Genomic DNA, 20151 nt, shown 5'->3' with positions numbered 1-20151 from the left:
TCGGAGAATGCCCGGCAGGCTGGAGCGGCGGTGAGCCCGGGCCGAGGGCGTCGCCTCGGCCCGGGCTCACCTGTGTGCTCAGCCGCGTAGTGCGGAAGCGAAGATCGACGGCAGGGCTGCGACGCGGGGGTTCTTCGCGAAATCGGTCAAGCGCCGCAGGGTCGTGGCGCCGGTGCGGTTGGTGACGAACCACGGCGGCTTCGGCGAGAGACTGAATTCGCCGTGCAGCAGCGACCGCGGCGCGGGACGGAACGGGCCGCGGACCACCGTGCGCTCCGGTTCGGCGATCAGCAGCGCGTTGTGCACGACGCCGATGCCGCTCTGGATGTCGGCGAGGGTGTGCCCGGGGAAGGCGCCCCACGAGGCGCGAGCGGTGAGATAGCCGAGGCCGGTCCAGGCGTTGACGGCGATGGTGCCGTAGCGCAGGTCGGTCACGGCCTTGTCGAATCGCTCGCCCAACCGCTTGATGCTGGCGGGATGGGCGATGATGTTCGCGCCGAGCGTGCCCTCGAACTCGTCGTTGCACACCTGAACCGCCCGCGCCAGGAATGCGGCCGGGTCGCCGGGCAGTTCGATCACGCCGAGCACCGGCGCGAAGTATTCGGTGTGCAGCGCGGGCTCGCCGCGATCCGGCGCCAGGCCCTCGATGAGCGTGCGCGCGCCGATCGCCTCTGCCTGCGGGTAGGTCCGGCGCGCGGCCGCGACCCGGTCGGCCGATCCCGGGTAGTAGTCGGGCCGCTGCGGCGCCCGGTCGATCGCCGCGCGCAGTTCGTCGAGGAACCGCTCCTTCTGCGGCCAGTCCGCGGAGATCACCGCGACCTGCGCGGCGACGCAGTTGTACCCGTTGTTGTGCAGCCGCTGCGTGGCCAAGTGCTCGGCCTGGAAACGCAGGTCCGCGTTCGACCAGCGACCCGGCACCACGATCGTGGGCGAGACGCCGCCGAGCTCGCTGGTGATCGGCTTGTTCAGTGCGGGCGTGCCCGCCGCCTTGTTCCGTTCGCCCTCGGCCCCGGTGCCGAACACGATGGCGTCGTGGGTGAGCGAGCTGCCGGTCATGTGGACCGCGTTCACATCGGGGTGGTGCACCAGCGCCGAGCCCACGTCGGCGCCGCCGGTGATCACCCGGACGAAACCGCGCTCGATCGCCGGAGCGAAGATCTTCTCCAGCACCGGCAGCAGCGGATCGGTGATCGGGTTGAGCTTCAGCGCCACCACCCGGTTGTCCGCGTAGAGCTGGTACAGCACGTCCAGCGGGGCGATCGAGAAGATGTTGCCCGCCCCGAGCACGACGCCGATACCGCCGGTGTCGGCGGGAGTGCGCTGGCCGAGACCTGCACGGGCGCGCACTGTTGCCGAGTCGACGCCGGGCCGCGACCAGACCTCGGCGCTGAAGCCGTTGAGCAGCAGGGCATCGAAGATGCCGTGCGGGAACACGTCGACGGCGGTGCGGCCGCCGGGCGCCGGACGCATCGGGTAGCCGTCGACCGGGCTGCGCCCTTCCTCCAGCGCCAGCAGCGATTCCGCGAGCCCCGCGGCCCCGGTGAGCAAGGAGTACGGGCCGCTGACCCACTCCTCACCCAGCAGGGGCGAGTCCAGGGGCAGTTTCTTGATGCGGGCGGCGGTCTCGACCCACTCCTGCGCGTGCCGTGCGGTATTGGCGTGAATCTGGTCCAGCAGTTGCCTGCGGGCGGACAGCGCGGTGCGCGCCCACTCGATCTCACCGCGTCGTAGCGCGGAGACGGCGGCCTCGACGGTCGCGGTCACAGTGGTGGTCACGGCTGGTTTCCTTCCGAATCGGCGTCCTCGAGGAGCATGGCGGCGGCCTTCTCGCCGATCATGATCGTGGGCGCGTTGGTGTTGCCACGGACGACCGACGGCATGACCGAGGCGTCGGCCACGCGAAGGCCGCGCAGTCCGAACACGCGCAAGCGCGGGTCGACGACGGCGCCGATGGCGCAGGTCGAGGTGGGGTGATAGAGCGTCTGCGCGGTGCGGGCCGCGAAATCGAGCAGCTCGGCGTCGGAATCACCAGCGGGAGTGAGGAATTCGCCGGTGGTGAGCTCCCGGAGCGCGGGCTGGTCGGCGATCTCGAGCGCGCTGCGCAGACCGGCGAGGATGCTCTGCCGGTCGGCTTCGGTGCCGAGGTAGTTGTGGCGGATACGCGGCGCCGTACCCGGGGCCGCGGAACGCAGGGTGAGTTCGCCGCGACTGGTCGGGTTGACCAGGCAAGGACCGAACGCGTACCCGTGCTCGGTCGCCGCGCCCATGCCTTCGCCGTGGAAGAGCACCGGCGCCATGTGGAACTGGATGTCCGGACCGGCGAGACCGGCGCGGGTCTCGATGAAGCCGCCCGCCTCACCGACATTGGAGGTCAGCGGCCCGCGGCCCGCTTCCTGCAACAGACCGAGGTTCTCCGGGGTGAGCGCGGTCATCAGCGACTCGCGATCGGTGCGGTAGTTGAGAAACACCGACAGGTGGTCCTGCATGTTCTGGCCGACCGGCAGATCGCGGACCGTCTCGATGCCGAAGGCCGCCAGCTGTTCGGCCGGGCCGACGCCCGAGAGCAGCAGCAACTGCGCCGATCCGTAGGCGCCCGCGGCCAGCACCACCTCGCGCCGAGCGCGAATCTCTTCCGTGCTCCCGTTCCGGCCGATGACCACGCCGGTCGCGCGACCGTTCTCGAACACCACCCGGTGCGCGAGCGCGTCGGTGATCACGGTCAGGTTGGGGCGCGACGCGGCCGGGTGCAGATAGCCGACGGCGGCGCTGCACCGCATGCCGTTGCGCTGGGTCAGCTGGTAGCGGCCGACGCCGAGCTGCGTGGCGCCGTTGAAGTCGTCGTTGCGCGGGTGGCCCGCCTGTTCGGCGGCGAGCAGGAACGCCTCGCCCAGCGGATGCTGCGATCGGCTCTCGCTCACCGCCAACGGTCCGCCCGCGCCGTGGTAGGCGTCCTTCCCGCGTTCGTTGTCCTCGGCCTTCAGGAAGTACGGGAGGACCTCGTCGTAGCTCCATCCGTCGGCGCCGCCCGCGGCCCAGCCGTCGTAGTCGGCACGCGCCCCGCGGATGTAGATCATCGCGTTCATCGAACTCGACCCGCCGAGCACGCGCCCGCGCGGCAGGTAGGCGCGACGGAAGGACAGACCGGGTTCGGGCTCGGTGTCGTAATCCCAGTCGAGCGGGCTCTTGAACAGCGCGGGGAAGGCGACCGGCAAGTGGATCTCGTCGGCGGTATCCTGCGGACCGGCCTCGATCACGGCCACCTGGACCCGCGGGTCCTCGGACAATCGACTGGCCAGCACGGATCCGGCGGATCCAGCGCCCACGACGACGTAGTCGTACACGGTCGGCACCTCTCTCGAAAGCATCCTCGAATCGGGGTGCTATGACCCCGGTCACTGTCGCAGTCGATAGTGCGGGCCAGGGGCTGCCGCCCACCATGTGCGCGAGTTTGCCGATCCCCGGACCCCGACTGTGCGCCAGCACAGTCACAATCCAGAGCGAATGCCTACCATCGAACCCATGACCGCGCTGATCGAGCCGCCCACGAACGATTCCGCCGCCGTGGCCCGCACCCTGCTCGCCGAGGTCGACGATCTCACCGCGGAGCTCGTCGGCCGCATTCGCACCGGCGATCACGCGTACGCGGAATCGACCGCGCTCACCGACGCCGAACTCGGGCTCGTCGTGCGCGACAACCTCGTCTCGGTGCTCGGCCAGCTCTCCGGGAATCTCGGGCGCAGGCTACAGCCCGCCACCGTCGTCGGTCGCGTCAAAGCCGAGCTCGGCGTGCCGCTGGCCGCGGTGCTGCACGCGTACCGCCTGGCCGGACGACTGCTGTGGGAACGCGCGCTCAGCGCGTCGACCGGCACGAACCTCGACGTATTGCCCCAGCTCGGTTCGGAGATGTGGCGGATCATCGACGACTACTCGGGTGCGGCCGCCGAGGCGTACGGCGACTACCTGACCGAGCGCGTCCGGCGCGACGACTCCGAGCGCCGCGCGCTGTTGCGCAGACTGCTCGACGGTGATTCCAACGATCCGACCCAGCGCGACATCGCCCGCGCCCTGCACTTGCCCCCGCTGGGCAGCTTCCTCGTCGTGCACGCCGAGGCCGAGCCCGAGGCGCTGGCGCCGCTGCTCGGCATCGAGGACCGGCTCCGCGCCGAATTCATCGAATCGATCTGGATCACCGAGGCGGGCGCGCGCATCGGCCTGCTCAACCTGGCCACCGCACGCGTGCACGACCGGGTGGTCGACCGGCTCAGGGACCACGCCACCGGCCGCATCGGCGTGAGCCGCACGTTCACGACCGCGGGGCACGCCAGCACCGCGCTGCGCGAGGCCGAGCTGGCGGGCCGCTGCGCACCGCCCGGCGCCGCCACGGTCACCGTCTACGGCAACACGCCCATTCCGCTCGTGCTCGCGCACGCTCCGTCCGCCTCACATCACCTGGCCGACGACGTGCTCGGGCCCGTCCTCGACCTGCCCGCCGAGGAACGCGACACCCTCCTCGACACGCTCGCTCTGTGGTTCGAATGCGGTGGCTCCAATACCGAAGTGGCGCAACGCCTGCACTACCATCGCAACACCATCCACTACCGGCTGCGCCGCATCGAAACCCTCACCGACCGCCGCTGCTCCGATCCGAAGGCGGCCGCCGAGCTGTACATCGCGCTGACGGCCGTGCGGCTCATCGGACTGGACCGATCCTGAATTCACAGCGCCGCCGGACCCGCGCGCTCGCCGGGCCCCCGGAGCACAGAGCCGTCATAGGCGGCGAGGATGCAGCCGATCGGTGGATGTGGCGTGTCAGGCAGACGGCGCCTGCGGGAGCAGCGGCGAGAGGTGGGGCCACCACGTCGGATGGTCACCCACCAGATCACGCAGCGCCGGACTGCTTCGCAGCGTAGCGCGGCAGTAGTGGTCCCAAGGCTCGGCGCTGTTGCTGTTGGGGATCTGGTTGTGCGTGTGTATGCCGCTGGTCATGACATCGGCCAGCAGTTCGGCGATGGTGAGGATTTCGTCGCGCTGTTCTCGCTGCTCGGGCAGTGGTTTGTTGCCGTAGAAGTATCGACGCGAGCCGGGTCGTTCGAGCATCAGCAGGTGCACCTCGCGCAGCGCGCTCAGCACCGCGTTGTTCGCGGCGACCGCGGCCGTCGCGTTGCTGATCTCGGTCTGCCCGGCCACCGCGCGAGTCTGCTCGGCGACGGTGCGAGTCTGCTTGGCCAGGTAGACGGCCGATACTGTGGACACGATCAACGCGAGTGTCGCGACGAAAGCGGCCGCGAAAGCAGCCACCGCTTCGGCCGATATCTCCCCCATGACATTCCCCCTGATGTGGATCCGGGTGAAATATGTTGTGGCCCGGAGGATATCAATTCGAACCAGGCAGTGGCAGGAGACCCACGCACTCGAAAAGGCCGGAATTCCAGCGCGTCACATGCCGGAAAGGAGCAGTGACGCAGACCGTCCGGAGTCGATAGCGCCTTCCCGGGTCCGCCGACGTCGTCGCCGACGGCCCCGGGTGCCGGTGGGTCAGCCGATCAGATCAGCGATGCGATCGACCTGTCCGGGATCGCCGCCGTAGCAGTACAGCATCACCTCGTCGGCGCCGAGATCGGCGAATTGCTTTATCGTCGTGCGGATCTCGTCGGGTGTGGTGCGCAGGCCGGACACCATGTTGTCGGCCCAGCCGCTGAACTCGTAGTACGCGCCGATGGCCGCGCGGGCGTCATCGATCACGTGCTGCGGGCCGAGGGCGACGTTGACCTGGGCGACCATGCGCGGTTCGCCGTGGCGGCCGTGGTCGTGCCAGGACTTGCGGACGGAGTCGAACAGGTCACCGGCCCAGTGCGGCGGGACCGCGGAGAGGAACCCGTCGCCCCAGCGGGCGATGCGTTCCAGCGCGGCGGGTTTGAAGCCGCCGAAGAGGATCGGCGGGCCGCCCGGCCGGACCGGCGCCGGGCCGATCGGGCCGCAATCGGCGCCGAACGGCTCGCCCGACCAGAGGCTGCGCAGGTGCGCGAGCTGGGTGTTCATCCGGCGGCCGCGGCCGCGCAGCTCGGTGCCTGCGGCCAGATGATCGTCGTCACGGCCGCCGACACCGAGACCGAGCACCAGCCTGCCGCCGGACATCCGGTCCAGTGTCGCAACCTGTTTGGCGAGCAGCGCCGTGTCGCGCAGCGGGGCGAGCAGCACCTCGGTTTGCACCTTGACGCGTGTGGTCGCGCCGGCGATGACCGACAACGCGATCAGCGGTTCGGGGTTGTCGTAGACGAGGCGATCGAGCAGGCCGAGCGTAGCGAACGGTCCCGCGTCGGCGCGGCGAGCCCAATCGAGCAGAACGACGGGGTCGGAGATCGGCAATCCGAGTCCGATATGCATGGATTCCTCCAGGGAAATGGGTGGGCAAACTCTGCCGCCCACTCCATCGCCCGGCATCACGCCGGCGTGGGCTCCCATTCTGCGGCTGTACTTCTAGGGAGCACCAATCGGATTACCGCCACTATAGATTCGGCAAGCCGCGACGCACAAATCGGAGAGCCACGACTGGCGAAACAGACGGCGCGGCAAGCACTGTCGTTCGGCTCAGCAGTCGGTGGTCAGCGGGCCGCCCCGCAACGCGGCGTCGATCAGCTGCTGGAACGCGGCGTCGATCGGTTCGTCGGCGTGGGATACCCGGCGTCCGGGGCAGAACGACTGCACGCTCGCGTTCGTCGCGCCGGACAGCGGTTCCCGCTCCGCGCCCGCGTCCTCGGAGAACAGGTGATAAGCGGGCAGGTCAGAGGGAATGGCCGGTGCGGCGTTCAGCGCGGCGAGAAACGGCGACCCCGGGGTCAGGTCTCGGCAGCCCGGATAGAACGGGGAGCACAGCAGGGCGAGCGGTTCGCCGTTCTCGGGCGTGCCGAAATCGACGTAGACGCCCACCGACGCACGCCCGTCGAGGAACTTCACGTAGTGGCGTTGTGCGAGTCCACCCATCGAATGGCCGACGAGATCCACTCGCGCCGAACCGGTTTCGCGACGGATCTCGGCGACCTTGTCGGCGACGGCGCGAGCGGAGTCGGCCAGCGGCGCGGTCGCGGAAGGTTGGCCGGGCAACACCATCGCGTAGGCGATGTAGCCGCGCCCACTCAACCACACCCGCAGGTTCTCGAGTTTGCTCACATTCGCGTCGAACCCGCCGATCATCAGAACGGGATTCATTGCTGGTCCTATTACCGGGGCCGCGGCAGCGGGACCGGCCCCCGGGGCCGCGGCAACGGGACCGACCACCAAACACACAGCGACCGGAACCAGACGGGTGAGAATCCTGCGTACCGTGTCCATCGACCTGCTTCCTCGGGGCGGGATGTCGGTGGGGACAGTAGCGGACACACGCTTTTCACGCGGACCACGTCATCGAAATCGCGGACGTGTCGCAGGTAGCCTCTGACGAGCAGCATCCCGCTTCCCGGAAGTACCGGCCGGCACGGATCAGGTGTGGCTCCGGCAGAATGCCAAGTCCCCCACCTCGAGCCGCATTATCCGAATCACCCTTGGCTCCAAGAGCTTTGATGCGGTCCTAGTAGTCGCAGAGCTTCACCCAATCGTTGTCCCGATCGCGGTTGTCTCGCGCGAACAGGCCCGAATCGGAGACATACGGGACGGCCAGATCGAAATCACCGCTGCGGTAGATCAACCATTTGCGGTCCTTCCCGTTCAGCAGTTCGGCATCCTCGGCGCCTTCGAGGAATCCGCTGAAACTGAAGCTGTGGCTCTCGCTCTCGATCTTGTTGTTGCTGATGTAGGCGTACTGGTAGGTGTAGGCGTAGAAGTAGCCCCACCCGTCCACCGTGTCGGAACAGCTGCCCGAGTGCGAGTCCGAGTAGGACTCGGCCTTCGCCGTCCCCGCACCCGCCGCCAGCGCGACACTCGAAGCCAGCAGCGTCAACAGAATTCGCTTCATGATTCCCACCCACGGTTGCGATGGACCCGATGCCCATCGTCGAACAACACCGATCGTATGACGCTGTTCATTCGGTCTCCTTAACGGAGACATAAAGCGCCACAACACGTGTCGGACTACGGTGCGGATCAGTTGCGTCCTACGGCCGGATGAGCATGCCGTGCAAGGCCGCGACCGGCAGCGCCGAATGCGGGGTGAACGGCTGTCGCCAGAGCCCGCCGTGCGCGGCGTCGTGGCTGAACAGCGCCTCCGGATGCGCGGCGGGGGGCGGTGTGAGACCTGAGAGGTCCGCGACGAGCTTGGCCGCCATCAGCGCCGACGCGGTCTCCGGGTGGAAGATCTCGACACCGTAGTGGTGGGCGGCGCGGAACACCGCGGCCAGCGCCTTGTTCTTCGTGACCGAATGCGTCCATGCCGAGGGCGCCACATTGGCGGAGACGGCGATGCCGTCGGCCGCGGCCACCATGGCGCGCCAGCGTTGGGCGCGTTTGGCCAGTGCGTAGTTGGGGCCTTGGACGTCGACGAGCGTGTTGACGACGGACCATTCGACGCCGCTCTCGTCGCGGCTGCGGGTCTCGAAGCCGCGCCGAAAGAGCGTGCCGCCGCTGATCGTTCGCAGCGCGCGACGCGGCAGCGTGTTCCACCGCGGGTCCGCCCACCGCGCGTGCGCCTGCCGAACCGCGTCGGCGGGAACGAGGAACGAATCGGTCGGGGTGGCCAAGTAAGCGAGGGCGGCGTCGTCGCGCGCCCGGCACACGTCCTCCGCGACGAGATCGGCTGCCGCCGTGAGCTCCACGTGCGTGCCGCTGTCCGCGTAGAAGTGGGCCGCCACCACGGGCCCTGGCAGGTCGGCCAGTACGGAGCGCAACCAGGCCGCGGTTTCGGGCAGCTCGTCACCGAGACTCAAACCGCAGTGCTCGCGGGTCCGCAGCCGCGGGACGACGGCTCGGCCGGAGCCTTCGCGGACCAACTGCTCGATGCGGGCCTGCACCGACGCCACGGGAACATCGATGACGACGACGTCCGCTCCCCACCCGGCGAGATGCGCCAGCGGCCCCATCGCGGCTGCCGCGCCGAGCAGGACGACGGTCCGGCCGGGCAGGCGCAATGCGGCGGGTTCGGCGACGACGGCGGAGATCGCCTCCGCGAAAGCAGGTTCGACGACACCCGCCTCGACCCAGCGGCCCAACTGGTCGAGCAGATCCGTTCCGCCGAGCAGCCGTCCGCGATAAGGGACCCGCAACCGAGTGACGGTGTCGCCTCGTCCGAGCACGGTGGTCGTGTCCACCGGCATGGCGGACGAAAGGACGTCCGTGTCCAGCGGCAGGTCTTCCCGCGGTGTCGCCAGCCGCATCCGGGTTCGCAGTGCGGTGAGACCGTCTCGGGCGATCCTCAACGCAGCGGAGCCGGAGCGCGCGGTGAGCTCAGTGGCGGAGGCGAAATGATGGACGTAGTCGCGGCGCCAATTCGACGCGGACGCCATAGTTTTCGCCAGTTCCGGCGCGACGCCGCGCACGGCATCGGCCAGTACCGCCCGGCCGGTGGCGCTGGTGCTGCGACTGCCGTCGCGCAGCGGGAATGCCACGCGGGGACGGTCCGCGACGGCGCCCTGCCGATCATGCTGCGCGGACGTCGTCATCGCGTGCTCCGCACGGTACGGCCGCCGAGCCCGGCTCGACGGCGCTTCTCGGCACGCCGAATGATCCTGCGGCAGCGCCATTCCAGGGCTATGACGGCGATGCCGAACCAGCGAAACGCCGGGTTGGTGGTCTGGCCGTGGTAGTAGCGGTGATAGATCTGCTGGCAGATCCCGGCCAGCCGGAACAGCCCGAAGACCTCGTAGAAAACCCACTGGTCCTCGGTGAGCTCGATACCGGTGCGGCGGCAGTAGTAGTCCACCACCTCGGCGCGAGTCATCATCCCGGGGACGTGGGTCGGCTGCCTGCGGAACCGCCGGAACAGCGGCCCGTCGTCGGCCTGCACCCAATAGGCCAGCGCGCCACCGAGATCCATGAGCGGGTCGCCAACGGTCGCCATCTCCCAATCCAGCAGTGCGACAGGCACCGTCGCATCGTCGGGATCGAAAACGATGTTGTCGAAGCGGAAGTCGTTGTGGATGAGTACCGCGCCGCGATCGGCGGGCTGGTTCCGATCCAGCCAGGCCATGACGCGCTCGAACGAGCCGACATTACGAGTCCGGGCGGCGCGATACCTGGCGGACCAGCCGGTGACTTGCCGGGCGACGTACCCCTCCCCCTTGCCGAGGTCCGCCAGTCCGGCGGTCTCGATATCGACCTCGTGCAGGTCGACGAGCAGATCGATCACCCGGCGGCACAGCGCGGCCACGGACTCCGGATCGCGTGGCGTGTGCCGGGGCAACTCCTTGCGCGGAATGGGACCCGCGACCCGCTCCATCACGTAGAACGGGCCGCCCAGTACCGCGGGGTCCTCGCAGAGGGCCACCGTCGCGGGCGCCAGCGGGTAGACCGGATGCAGCGCGGACTGGATTCGGTACTCGCGGGCCATGTCGTGCGCGCCTTCGGCCTTCGTTCCCGCCGGCGGCCGTCGCAGAATCAGTTCGGCGCCACCGGGATAGCGCAGCAGGTAGGTGAGATTCGAAGCGCCGCCGGAGAACTGCTCGACCACCGGAACACCCGTCAGCCGTTCGCGCCAGCCGGGCCGTGCGTGGTCACCGAGCCACCGAGCCAGCGCGGCGACGTCGAACGCGTCCTCGTCCCGGACGGCGCGGGCATCGGCGGTGGTGGCGGTACTCGTGGTCACGTCAGTTTCCTCACCATCGAGAGCGGCAGAACCCGCATCGCGGCGCCGATCGGAACCCACGGCCACGCGGGCACATACGCCTTGGCGCGGCGCTTCTCGATGGCGGCGACCATGGCGCGGACTCCGGTGACGGTGTCCACCAGGAACGGGGTCCGTTCGCGCACATGGGCATTCATCTCCGAGGCGATGTAGCCGGGATAGACGACCGACACGTCGATATCCGTCAGCCCTTCGGCGCGAATCCCCTCGGCGATCGCGGCGACACCGGCTTTGCTCGCCGCGTATGTCGTCATCGCGCGCCGCATGCCGCGGAGCGCCGACATCGAGGAGATCAACACCAGGTGTCCGCGCCGCCTGCGACGGAAGACCTCCATCGCGGCGTCGCACTGGGCCAGCACGCCGACGAAATTCGTTTGCGCGGTCTGGTTGTTGGCGTCCCAGCCGCCGGTGCCGAGGGCTGCGCCCGCCCCGCTGCCCGCGTTGGCGACGAGCCGGTCGATGCCGCCCAGACGCCGATCGAGGTCGGCGATCACCGCGTGCACACCGGCGCCGTCGGTGACGTCGAGTTCGGCGAGCTCGACGACGCGGTGCGGGTGCCGGGCGTGTATCTCGGCGCGCACGTCCTCGAGGCGGTCGAGCCGCCGGGCCGCCAGGCCCAGGTCGTAGCCGAGGTCGGCGAACTGCCGCGCCATTTCCGCACCGAGTCCGGAACTGGCGCCGGTGATCACGATGGTCCCGCGCCGCGGGGACGGTCGATTCGACTCGCTCATCGGGCCGCTCCGTACTTGCCGAGTTCGACTCGGGCGACCATGCCGCGGTGCACCTCGTCGGGGCCGTCGGCCAGCCGGACCGCGCGCGCGGCGGTCCAGGCGGCCGCCAGCGGGAAGTCGTTGCTCAAACCGCCGCCACCGTGGATCTGCATGGCGAAATCGATGACCTGCTGCGCCATGTTCGGCACCGCCACCTTGATCTGGGAGATCTCCGACAGGGCGTGCAACGGGCCACCCTGGTCGAGCTTCCACGCGGCGTGCAGAACGAGCAGGCGCATGGAATCGATCGCGATGCGGGCGTCGGCGATTCGTTCCCGGTTGCCGCCGAGGTTGGCCAGCGGCTTGCCGAACGCGACACGGTCCAGGCCGCGGCGGCAGGCGAGCTCGAGCGCGTGCTCGGCCAGGCCGATGAGCCGCATGCAGTGGTGCACACGGCCGGGCCCGAGCCTGCCCTGCGCGATCTCGAAGGCCCGTCCGGGACCGGCGACGATGTTGTCGGCGGGCAGACGGACATCGGTGAAGACGACCTCACCGTGTCCGTACGGCTCGTCTTGGAAGCCCATCGTGTCGAGCATCCGTTCCACGTGGACGCCGGGGGTTTCCCTCGGCACCAGCACCATCGAATGCCGTCGGTGGCGCTCCGCGCCCGGATCGGTCACGCCCATGACGATCAGGAGCTTGCAGTCGGGATGGCCCACACCCGTCGACCACCACTTGCGGCCGTTGAGCACCACCTCGTCGCCGTCGAGGATGGCGGTGAGTTCCATGTTCGTGGCATCCGAGGACGCGACACCGGGTTCGGTCATGCAGAACGCGCTCCGGATCTCGCCCGCCAGCAGCGGATCGAGCCACTCCCGTTGTTGGTGCGGTGAGCCGTATTTCAGCAAGACCTCGGCGTTGCCGGTATCGGGCGCATGGCAGTTGAACACGTACGGGGCCATGAAGGAGCGACCCATCGCCTCCGCCACCGGCGCGTAATCGGTGTTGCTCAGACCCGCGCCGCCGCGGGTGCCGTACCGCTCGGCGTAGGGCCCCTCGTGACCGGCCGGGAGGAAGAGGTTCCACAGTCCCTCGGCGCGGGCCCGTTCCCGCAACTCGGCGAGCACCGGCAGCGGCTGCCACGGGTCGCCGCCCTGGGCGCGCGTGCGGGCCACCTGTCGGTGGTAGTCGTGCTCGATCGGCGTGACGTGCTCGTCGAGGAAGGCGCGGACCGCCTCGGTGAGCTCGGCTGCCCGCGGTGACGGAGAAAAGTCCATGGCCACGACGGTAGGAAGCGGCCCAGCGGAAAAGTTGACCGATTACGCCAACAAATTGACCGATCACGACACCAGCCGGACACTGGACCCATGGCATGGGTGCGATCGGCGGGTCTGCGTGGCGTGCGGACCGTCGTCGAGCAGTTGGGCGGCGACGCGGACGACCTCGCGCGCCGCGCCAACGCGCCGGACGGCGCCTTGGACGACGACGAACTGATGGTCCGCGACAGCACCATCGCCACCATCCTCGAATCCGCCGCCCGTGAACTGCGCTGCCCCGACTTCGGGCTGCGGGTGGCCCTCGAACAGGACCTCAGCATGCTCGGGCCACTGGCCGTCGCCTTGCAGAACGCGCCGACCGCCATCGACGCCCTCGACTACACAGCCAAATATCTCTTCGTCCACGCGCGCAACCTCAGCGTGCGGCTCGTCCCCGACCCGCGAGGATCCCGGGCCGTGATCGGTGTGCGCTACGGCTACCCCGACGGCGTGCAGGCGCCACCCCAAAGCATCGACATGGGACTGCTCTTCCTGCACCGCGCGCTCATATACCTGCTCGGCGGCAACTACGGGTTGCGCACCGTCGAGATACCCCACCGCCCGGTGGCCCCGCGGCGACGCTACGAGGAACTGTTCGGCACCCAGGTGCATTGGCAGCAGCCCGCCGCAGTGCTGCGCGTTCCGAAGGACCTCCCGCAGCGCGCCATCGAAGGCGGGGACCGGACGACACGCCTGCTGGCCCTGTCCTATTTGGACTCCCAGACCTTCGCCGCAGGCTCCGCCATCGCGGGCCGCGTCAAAGTCGCGCTTCAGCAGTCGCTCGGCACCGGGCCCACGACGATCGCGGCCGTCGCCGATCTGCTGGCGATATCGCCCCGCAGCCTGCAACGCCACTTGGCGGCGGAGGGAAGGACGTTCGCCGCCGTCCTCGATGACGCCCGCCGCGAGCGGGCCATGACCCTGCTGACCAAGTCCGACCTCCCGCTGGCGCAGATCGCCTCCACCGTCGGACTGCACAGCCCGGCCAGCCTCAGCCGATACGCGCGCCGCTGGTGGGGAACGACGGCGCGCGACGTCCGCCGTGACCACTCGAGGCCGGTGCGCGATCTCCGTTCGGAGCGCGTTCGCGGAGATGAATGATCCGCCGCCGCAGACGTTTCCGAGTCCGCCATAGGTGGCGATCCGCTGTCTGCCGGAGACCGTCATTCGAATGACCTCGGCTATGCGTATACATATACTGCAAACCATGGATCCCCTCAGCCTCGTTGTCGGCGCCGGCCTGGTCGGTATCGGCTGGGTATGCGGCCGGTTCGGGCATCGGTGGCGGGCCCGATCGGGGGCGAAACCGCTCGCGCGTTGCGGTTGCGGTCACGACCTGTCGCTGCACGACCGTGCCACGGGCACCTGTCACGCCGAGATCTCCCGCAAGGGCACGCACGGCCTACGCGAGTGGGTCCGCTGCAACTGCCGCCGGTACACCGGCCCGACGCCACTGGAAGAAGTGTTCAGCTCGCCGATCCTTCCGCCGGAATCCTGAACGGGCAGAAGGCAATTCACGCCTGCTACCGAACCGGCTAGCTTGGCGTGCATGCTTGGATTCGCACTACCGCAGTTCGGTGAGGCGGCGTACGACGACGTGACCCACTACGCGTCGACCGCCGAAAAGCTTGGCGCAGAAAGCTTCTGGGTCGGCGACCGGCTGCTGCCCGGATTCGGTATCGGCTGGTCGCCGGAGGAGTTCCAGGCAGCAGGGGCGTCACTTCGCCACCGCGGCGCCGATCTCGACGAATTGCTCGACATCCTGGACGCGCTGTGGACCACGAATCCGGTTGCGCATCAGGGCCGTCGCTGGTCGATTCCGCCGTCGTGGGTCGACCTGAAGCCGGTTCGGCGACCGCGGCCGCCGATCTACCTCGGGGCGTTCACCACAGCGGGCCTGACCCGGATCGGGCGGCGAGCCGACGGCTGGCTCCCGGTGATCCAAGTGCCCAGCGGGCGACACAACCTCGACTTGCTGAAGCAGCAGCGCTCGATCATCGATGACGCCGCCCTGGCAGCGGGCCGGGATCCGGCGGCCATCCACACCCACGTTCGCGTCAACGTCGCGGCGGGCAGCGAGGTCGAGCAAGTCACCGAGACGGTCCGCCTTCTCGCCGACAGCGGCTATCCGGACGCGTTCGTCGACCTGATGTTCGCGGTGTCCGGGATCGACGAGCACCTGGAGTGGGTGGAACGGCTGCTGGCGCGGTAACTCCTGGCGCGCGCCGAGTCGTCTCGTGGCGGGCCGAAGAATGCCGCAGCGCCCGGGTCGTGCATCGACCCGGGCGCTGAAATATCCTGAGCGGCAGAGATTCACGGCGAGCTGCGGAGTTCCTCGGCGAGCCCCGCGTGCAACCCCAATTCGTCCAGGAACCGGTCGATGCTGTCCGACACGGCTCCGGGCGAGACGAGACGTTCTCGCACCACGCACTCGGTGCGGTCGAGCACCGCCACGGTCAGGTCGTGCCCGAGTTCCTCCCGCAACTGCCGATTCACCTGCGCGATGCGGTCCACACCGTAGCGGCGCACCCGCTCGACCTCGGCCGCCGCGGTTCTGCGCAGCTCCGCGACGATGCGTTCCGCGTCGGCACGGGCCTCCTCGTGGATATGGGCCACCTCGGTGCGCGCCGACGCAGCCGCCTCCGCGAAAGCTCGTTCGGCCGCGGCCAATCCGGCCGTGGCTTGCGAACTCTCCTCCAGTTGCCCGTGAACCGCCTGCTGCGCGCGCAGCATCGCCGCTTTCACCTGCGGCACAACCCATTTGACGAGCGCGCCGACGATGACGGCGAAGCCGAGCAGCTGACTCAGGAATACCGGCCAGTTCCAGGTGATGTCGTAGATCCCGTCACGTTCGCTCACCGGCGCCACCTCCGATCACTCGGTCGGCCAGCTCACGAGCCAGCGGATCGATGTGTCCGCGCAGCCGCGCGGCCGCCGCGTCCGCGTTGGCTCGCAACTCGATCACTGCTCCGGCGACCATCTCGTCGGACTCGTCCCGCGCCCGCTCGCCCGCCGAGGTCAGGATTGCCCGGCCTTCGTGTCTGGCCTGTTCGCGCAGCCGCGCGGCCTCGCCGCGAGCCTGCGCCACCGAGGACCGATACCGATCCTTGGCCGCCTCGAAGATTTCCCGCGCCCGCCGCCCGTCGACGGCGGTCTTGGCGACGCGGGCCTCCCGCTCGGCGAGCACATCGCGAATCGGCGGCACCACGAACAACCAGATGACCGCGAGCACGAGCAGGAAGATCGACAGTTCGACGAAGAAGGTGCCATTGGGGATCAGGAAGTTCTGTTCCGCAAGGGTTTTCGTGGTCATCGCATTACTTTCCCGGCGCGGCGAAGGCGAACAGCGCCATGAACGTCAGGTTGATGAAGTAGACGGCGTCGACCAGGCTGACCGCCATCAAATAGTTGCCGCGCAGCCTGCCCTCGGCCTCCGGCTGCCGGGAAACGCCGTTGATCAGCGCCGAACCCGCCATGCCGTTGCCGTATCCCGCGCCGATCGCGCCGCCGACCATCATCAGCCCGCCCGCGAGCAGGGCCGCCGCCTGGACGATCGTCTCATGGGTCACGTCTGCCATTTCTGTTCTTTCCTTTCCCCGTTGACATAGGAATCTGGTGGCCGGAATGCGAAGGCGCCCGGCGTGGTTCAGTGATTTTCGTGCTCACGCACGGTGGCCTGACCGAAGTAGAGAATCGTGAGCAGCGCGAAGATGAAGGCCTGGATGAGCCCGACGAACAGATCGAACAGCTTCCACGCGGCGTTCGGGGCCCAGCTGAGCCAGGCGGGCAGCAGCGCGATCACGGAGATCATCACCCCACCCGCGAACATGTTGCCGAACAAGCGCAGCGCCAGCGACAGCGGTTTCGCCAGTTCCTCGATAACGTTGACGAAATCCATTGGCCCCCAACCGGTATGCCCCTTCAGCAGCTGCTTCACATGCCCGAGCGGACCGCGCCGCGCCATACCCGCGGCTTGGTAGCACACGAAGACGAACAGGGCGAGCGCGTAGGTGAAGTTGACATCGGCGGCGGGCGGTTTGATCAGTTCACCGTCGCCGTATTGCACCGGCAGCACGGACAACCAGTTCGACAGCAGCACGAAAACGAACAGCGTCACCGCCAGCGGCAGAACGAAAGGCGCGACCCGAAGGCCGACAGCACTTTCCACCTGACCGCGCAGCTGCACCGTCACGGTCTCGAAGAACAGCTGCACTCCGTTGGGAACCCCGGACGTCAACCTGAGGCGCAGCCAGAACGCGAGCCCCAGCACGACAACCGCCGCGACCACGGTGGCGAGGATGGTGTCCACATGGAACGCCATACCGAATACGTACGCCGTCTCATGGTGCCCCACTTCTACTTTCGTCATCGTGCACCTCGCACGACCGGCGCCGACACAGTGAGCAGCACGGCGAGCTGAAAAGCCACCAGCCCGAAGAGGATGCCGAATCCATCAGGCCGCGCGAGCACGCCCACGATCAGCGCGAGTCCCGTGACACCCAACAACCGCACCCCGCTCGTCGCCGCCAGCCACTCCTTGCCCGACGCGGTGTCACCACCCGCAATCCGCGCGACCGCGACGCGGGTGAGCCACGCGTTGAGATAGCCCAATGCCATTCCCGCGCAAACGAATAGGCCCAAAACCAGCCGATCCAGCATCCCGGCCACCGCCAGAACCACGGCGCCAACCCCGACGGAGACGATGATCGGACGACGGTCCGCCCCGACCGACATAAACCCTCCCATAGCAATGATGCGATGTCCTGTAGCAGAAGCGCTACATCCGGTCACACTCTCATTCTCGCTTACTACGGCTCGTAGTACAAGAGTTTCGGACAAATCGGACATCCATTCGGTCGAATCCCCCACTAGGGCGGCACAACCCAGTCACAGCCCTCTTTGGTGATATAATCATACCACATAGATGGTATGGCAATACCACCAAAACGCTCGATCGGCTCGACAGAAGCGTTAGAACATCCCGTTCTGATTCAACGCATCCTCGGGGATGTCCTGTAGAACGTCCCAGTGCTCGGCCAACCTGCCGTTGTCGAGACGGAAGATGTCCATGATCGCCACCCCTCGCCGACCGGGGACGCGGATCGCGTGGACGTGCGCGACAACGTAATCGTCCTCGGCCACCATGCGTTTGACCTCCACGGACAGTGCCGGGAACGTCTCCTTCAGAAACGCCAGTCGCGCTCGCAGCCCTTCGACGCCGTCTGCGATGAGCGGGTTGTGCTGGATGTAGTCGTCGGACAGGTATCGGCGCGCGGCACCGAAATCCTTTCTGTTGAACGCGGTCTCGTAGAAGGCCGCCACGATCTCTTTGTTCGAGTTGGGCGTGTTGTCAGTGGTCATCAGATCGCTCCATAACTGAACAGCTGTAGCGCTACAACCGTAGCGCTACAGCTGTTCGAATACAATGGCGGCCATGGCGGACGATCAGGCAGACAACCGGCGATCGCGCGGACGGAACCCGCGCGGCCAGGGTGAGCGCTTGCGCGAGGAGATCTTGGTCGCCGCGATGCGGATACTCGACGAACTCGGCGACGACCAGGCGCTGTCGATGCGCGCGGTGGCACGGGCGATCGGCACCGCCGCCACGTCGGTCTACCTCCACTTCGACGATCGGGACACCTTGGTGCTCGCGGTGTTGAACCGTTGTCACGACGATCTGATGCGGGCGATGGCGCAGGCCGAGTCGAGCCATCCCGATCCGGCAGATCAATTACGCTTCCGCACAATGGTTCTCGGCGAATGGGCGTACAACCATCCGGGGCTGTACGCGGTGCTGCACGAGAGCGCCCTCAACCAGCGCACGGAAATGGCCTTCCGGAAGGAGCTGGCCGACAGCACCGTCGCCGCGGTGCAACGATGCATGGACGCCGGTCTCGCTCCGGCCGGGGACGCCGCCACGATCGCACTAGACCTGCGGGCCGCGGTGCACGGCGCGGTGTCGATGCGTCTGCACCAGCCAGATCAGCCTTGGCCGCCACTCGACGATCAGGTCGAGCGCTTCCTCGTCAAGCTCGTCGGAGTGCGGCCGCGGGATCGCGGGGCCGCGGCCGATCCGAATCCGTCAGGTCACTTTCGCCAGAAGAAGTGATGCACCACCCCGCTCGGGCTCGGGATCCGCTCCAGATGGAAGCGGTCGACGAGTTCGTCGGGGCTCGTCCACAGCCTTTCACCGCGACCGAGCTCGACCGACGAGACGGCGACGTGCATCGTGTCGATCAGGTCGGCGTCGAGGAACTCACGAACTGTGGCGACGCCGCCGCCGATTCGCACGTCCTTCCCTTCGGCGGCATCGAATGCCTGCGCCAGTGCGTCCTTCGGCGACGCATCGAGGAAGTGGAACGTGGTGTCCCCCAATGTGAACGAGGGCCGCACGTGGTGTGTGAGGACGAACACCGGTGTGTGGAACGGGGGTTCATCGCCCCACCATCCCTGCCAATCGTAGTTCTCCCACGAGCCCCGCTGCGGACCGAATTTGTTGCGCCCCATGATCTCCGCGCCGATGTTGTTGCGGAAGTCGCGGGTGCAGTAGTCGTCTAGGCCATAGGTGCCGCCGGGTTCGGTCCGGGTCGGCCAGTGGGCGGTGGCGCCCGCCCAGGAGAAGAGCGCACTCGGATCGGCGTGGCCGAACGGTCGCTCGAAGCTCTGCCCCTCCCCCGAACCGTATCCGTCGCTGGACACGTTGAAGTTCTGCACGCGGACCAACTGTGTCATCAAGATCCCCTTTCTGGTTGCAATATGCAATCGGTTAGGAACCTACCTAGACTGATCCCATGTCGCAACCAGTTGTTCATGACAAGCTGCCGGTGTCCCCGGGAAAATCGGGCTGTCCGATCAATAGGACGATCGAACTCCTCGGGGACCGATGGAGCCTGATCGTTCTGCGCGACATCATGTTCGGCGGCAACACCCACTTCCGCGAACTGCTCACCGCGTCCATCGAGGGCATCGCATCGAACATCCTGGCCAACCGCCTGGCGAAACTCGTCGACGCGGGCCTGCTCACTCGCCACGACGACCCGAGTCACCGCCAGAAGGTCGAGTACCACCTCACCGAGGCGGCGATCCAGCTCGTCCCGGTGATGGCCCAGCTGGGCACGTGGGGCGCACGCTGGTTGGACACGACGCCGGAACTGACCGTGCGAGCCGAACTGCTCGCCGCGGGCGGTCCCCCGCTGTGGGAGCGATTCATGGCTGAACTCCGCGCCACCCACTTGGCCGGGTTGCCAGCCCCCTCCGATGGGGTGCTCGCGGAACTGACCGCCGCCTACCACGAAGCGGTTTCGGCCACCTCCAACCCCGAATAGATCCCGCGCCGCTCACCAATTCGGGCCGGAAT

At 68.0% G+C, this 20151-nt stretch carries 23 protein-coding genes; 6 read left to right on the top strand and 17 right to left on the bottom strand.

Translation table 11 applies throughout. The annotated features are described in order from the left end of the window. Positions 1 to 78 precede the first annotated feature (78 nt). Together AC3EO7_RS01595 and AC3EO7_RS01590 are read right to left on the bottom strand one after the other, a co-directional pair. Positions 79 to 1776 (bottom strand): aldehyde dehydrogenase family protein, encoded by a 1698-nt coding sequence (locus tag AC3EO7_RS01595; RefSeq protein WP_431969036.1) that lies wholly within the window; start codon positions 1774 to 1776, stop codon positions 79 to 81. Further along, positions 1773 to 3341 carry a GMC family oxidoreductase gene (locus AC3EO7_RS01590; protein ID WP_431969038.1) on the bottom strand — a complete coding sequence of 523 codons (1569 nt, stop codon included), beginning with the start codon at positions 3339 to 3341 and terminating at the stop codon, positions 1773 to 1775. Before AC3EO7_RS01590 ends, AC3EO7_RS01595 begins: the two co-directional genes overlap by 4 nt. A gap of 178 nt (positions 3342 to 3519) precedes the next feature. On the opposite strand from AC3EO7_RS01590, the gene AC3EO7_RS01585 reads away from it, so the two are divergent. Beyond that, positions 3520 to 4713, top strand: a complete 1194-nt coding sequence (locus AC3EO7_RS01585) for a PucR family transcriptional regulator (protein WP_435590244.1) — start codon at positions 3520 to 3522, stop codon at positions 4711 to 4713. A 96-nt stretch (positions 4714 to 4809) separates the two neighbouring features. Here the strand turns inward: AC3EO7_RS01585 and AC3EO7_RS01580 are convergent, their stop codons facing one another. From AC3EO7_RS01580 to AC3EO7_RS01545, 8 genes are all read right to left on the bottom strand, one after another. Further along, positions 4810 to 5322 (bottom strand): hypothetical protein, encoded by a 513-nt coding sequence (locus tag AC3EO7_RS01580; protein WP_431969042.1) that lies wholly within the window; start codon positions 5320 to 5322, stop codon positions 4810 to 4812. Between the two features lie 213 nt (positions 5323 to 5535). Then, positions 5536 to 6384, bottom strand: a complete 849-nt coding sequence (locus AC3EO7_RS01575) for an LLM class flavin-dependent oxidoreductase (RefSeq protein WP_431969044.1) — start codon at positions 6382 to 6384, stop codon at positions 5536 to 5538. Positions 6385 to 6588: 204 nt separating this feature from the next. Further along, complete coding sequence (locus AC3EO7_RS01570; RefSeq protein ID WP_431969046.1) at positions 6589 to 7206, bottom strand: esterase/lipase family protein; 618 nt, start codon at positions 7204 to 7206, stop codon at positions 6589 to 6591. 358 nt (positions 7207 to 7564) lie between these two features. Beyond that, complete coding sequence (locus AC3EO7_RS01565; protein ID WP_435590243.1) at positions 7565 to 7948, bottom strand: hypothetical protein; 384 nt, start codon at positions 7946 to 7948, stop codon at positions 7565 to 7567. Between the two features lie 139 nt (positions 7949 to 8087). After that, a complete protein-coding gene (locus AC3EO7_RS01560; protein ID WP_435590242.1) occupies positions 8088 to 9587 on the bottom strand; it encodes a hypothetical protein in 1500 nt (499 codons plus the stop codon). Next, a complete protein-coding gene (locus tag AC3EO7_RS01555) occupies positions 9584 to 10729 on the bottom strand; it encodes a phosphotransferase family protein (RefSeq protein WP_435590241.1) in 1146 nt (381 codons plus the stop codon). The genes AC3EO7_RS01560 and AC3EO7_RS01555 overlap by 4 nt, the downstream gene beginning before the upstream one ends. Beyond that, complete coding sequence (locus tag AC3EO7_RS01550; protein ID WP_431969054.1) at positions 10726 to 11499, bottom strand: SDR family oxidoreductase; 774 nt, start codon at positions 11497 to 11499, stop codon at positions 10726 to 10728. Before AC3EO7_RS01550 ends, AC3EO7_RS01555 begins: the two co-directional genes overlap by 4 nt. Continuing rightward, positions 11496 to 12755, bottom strand: coding sequence for an acyl-CoA dehydrogenase family protein (locus AC3EO7_RS01545; RefSeq protein WP_435590240.1), 1260 nt, complete (start codon positions 12753 to 12755; stop codon positions 11496 to 11498). The genes AC3EO7_RS01550 and AC3EO7_RS01545 overlap by 4 nt, the downstream gene beginning before the upstream one ends. 90 nt (positions 12756 to 12845) lie before the next feature. On the opposite strand from AC3EO7_RS01545, the gene AC3EO7_RS01540 reads away from it, so the two are divergent. The 3 genes from AC3EO7_RS01540 (at position 12846) to AC3EO7_RS01530 (ending at position 15006) form a co-directional block, all read left to right on the top strand. Continuing rightward, positions 12846 to 13895 carry an AraC family transcriptional regulator gene (locus AC3EO7_RS01540; RefSeq protein ID WP_435590239.1) on the top strand — a complete coding sequence of 350 codons (1050 nt, stop codon included), beginning with the start codon at positions 12846 to 12848 and terminating at the stop codon, positions 13893 to 13895. Positions 13896 to 14001: 106 nt separating this feature from the next. Then, positions 14002 to 14292, top strand: coding sequence for a hypothetical protein (locus tag AC3EO7_RS01535; RefSeq protein ID WP_431969060.1), 291 nt, complete (start codon positions 14002 to 14004; stop codon positions 14290 to 14292). Between the two features lie 51 nt (positions 14293 to 14343). Continuing rightward, positions 14344 to 15006: an LLM class flavin-dependent oxidoreductase gene (locus AC3EO7_RS01530; protein WP_435590238.1), complete on the top strand. Its 663-nt coding sequence runs from the start codon at positions 14344 to 14346 to the stop codon at positions 15004 to 15006. A 101-nt stretch (positions 15007 to 15107) separates the two neighbouring features. Here AC3EO7_RS01530 and AC3EO7_RS01525 read toward each other — a convergent pair whose 3' ends face one another. The 6 genes from AC3EO7_RS01525 to AC3EO7_RS01500 all read right to left on the bottom strand — a co-directional run bounded on the left by AC3EO7_RS01525 (position 15108) and on the right by AC3EO7_RS01500 (position 18155). Next, positions 15108 to 15653, bottom strand: a complete 546-nt coding sequence (locus AC3EO7_RS01525; protein WP_431969064.1) for a F0F1 ATP synthase subunit B family protein — start codon at positions 15651 to 15653, stop codon at positions 15108 to 15110. Further along, positions 15640 to 16107, bottom strand: a complete 468-nt coding sequence (locus AC3EO7_RS01520) for a F0F1 ATP synthase subunit B family protein (RefSeq protein WP_435590237.1) — start codon at positions 16105 to 16107, stop codon at positions 15640 to 15642. The genes AC3EO7_RS01525 and AC3EO7_RS01520 overlap by 14 nt, the downstream gene beginning before the upstream one ends. Positions 16108 to 16111: 4 nt before the next feature. Beyond that, the gene (gene atpE / locus AC3EO7_RS01515; protein WP_068063744.1) at positions 16112 to 16372 is read right to left on the bottom strand and encodes an ATP synthase F0 subunit C; all 261 of its coding nucleotides are present in this window, start codon (positions 16370 to 16372) and stop codon (positions 16112 to 16114) included. A gap of 68 nt (positions 16373 to 16440) precedes the next feature. Further along, positions 16441 to 17163, bottom strand: a complete 723-nt coding sequence (gene atpB / locus AC3EO7_RS01510; RefSeq protein WP_435590236.1) for a F0F1 ATP synthase subunit A — start codon at positions 17161 to 17163, stop codon at positions 16441 to 16443. Beyond that, entirely contained in the window at positions 17160 to 17528 is a 369-nt protein-coding gene (locus tag AC3EO7_RS01505; protein ID WP_431969071.1) for a hypothetical protein, read from the bottom strand. The genes atpB and AC3EO7_RS01505 overlap by 4 nt, the downstream gene beginning before the upstream one ends. Before the next feature lie 237 nt (positions 17529 to 17765). Further along, positions 17766 to 18155, bottom strand: coding sequence for a nuclear transport factor 2 family protein (locus AC3EO7_RS01500; protein WP_431969073.1), 390 nt, complete (start codon positions 18153 to 18155; stop codon positions 17766 to 17768). Positions 18156 to 18228: 73 nt separating this feature from the next. Here AC3EO7_RS01500 and AC3EO7_RS01495 point away from each other — a divergent pair, with 73 nt between their 5' ends. After that, complete coding sequence (locus AC3EO7_RS01495; RefSeq protein ID WP_435590235.1) at positions 18229 to 18903, top strand: TetR/AcrR family transcriptional regulator; 675 nt, start codon at positions 18229 to 18231, stop codon at positions 18901 to 18903. Here AC3EO7_RS01495 and AC3EO7_RS01490 read toward each other — a convergent pair. Continuing rightward, positions 18882 to 19526, bottom strand: coding sequence for a dihydrofolate reductase family protein (locus tag AC3EO7_RS01490; protein WP_431969077.1), 645 nt, complete (start codon positions 19524 to 19526; stop codon positions 18882 to 18884). The two genes, AC3EO7_RS01495 and AC3EO7_RS01490, sit on opposite strands and share 22 nt — an antisense overlap. Positions 19527 to 19585: 59 nt before the next feature. Between AC3EO7_RS01490 and AC3EO7_RS01485 the strand changes: the two genes are divergently transcribed. Further along, positions 19586 to 20119, top strand: a complete 534-nt coding sequence (locus AC3EO7_RS01485) for a winged helix-turn-helix transcriptional regulator (RefSeq protein ID WP_431969079.1) — start codon at positions 19586 to 19588, stop codon at positions 20117 to 20119. Positions 20120 to 20151 lie beyond the last annotated feature (32 nt).

It is taken from the genome of Nocardia sp. bgisy118 (genome assembly GCF_057708605.1).
The sequence above is the reverse complement of the archived record's forward strand: the minus strand, read 5'-3'. Positions and strand labels throughout refer to the sequence as shown.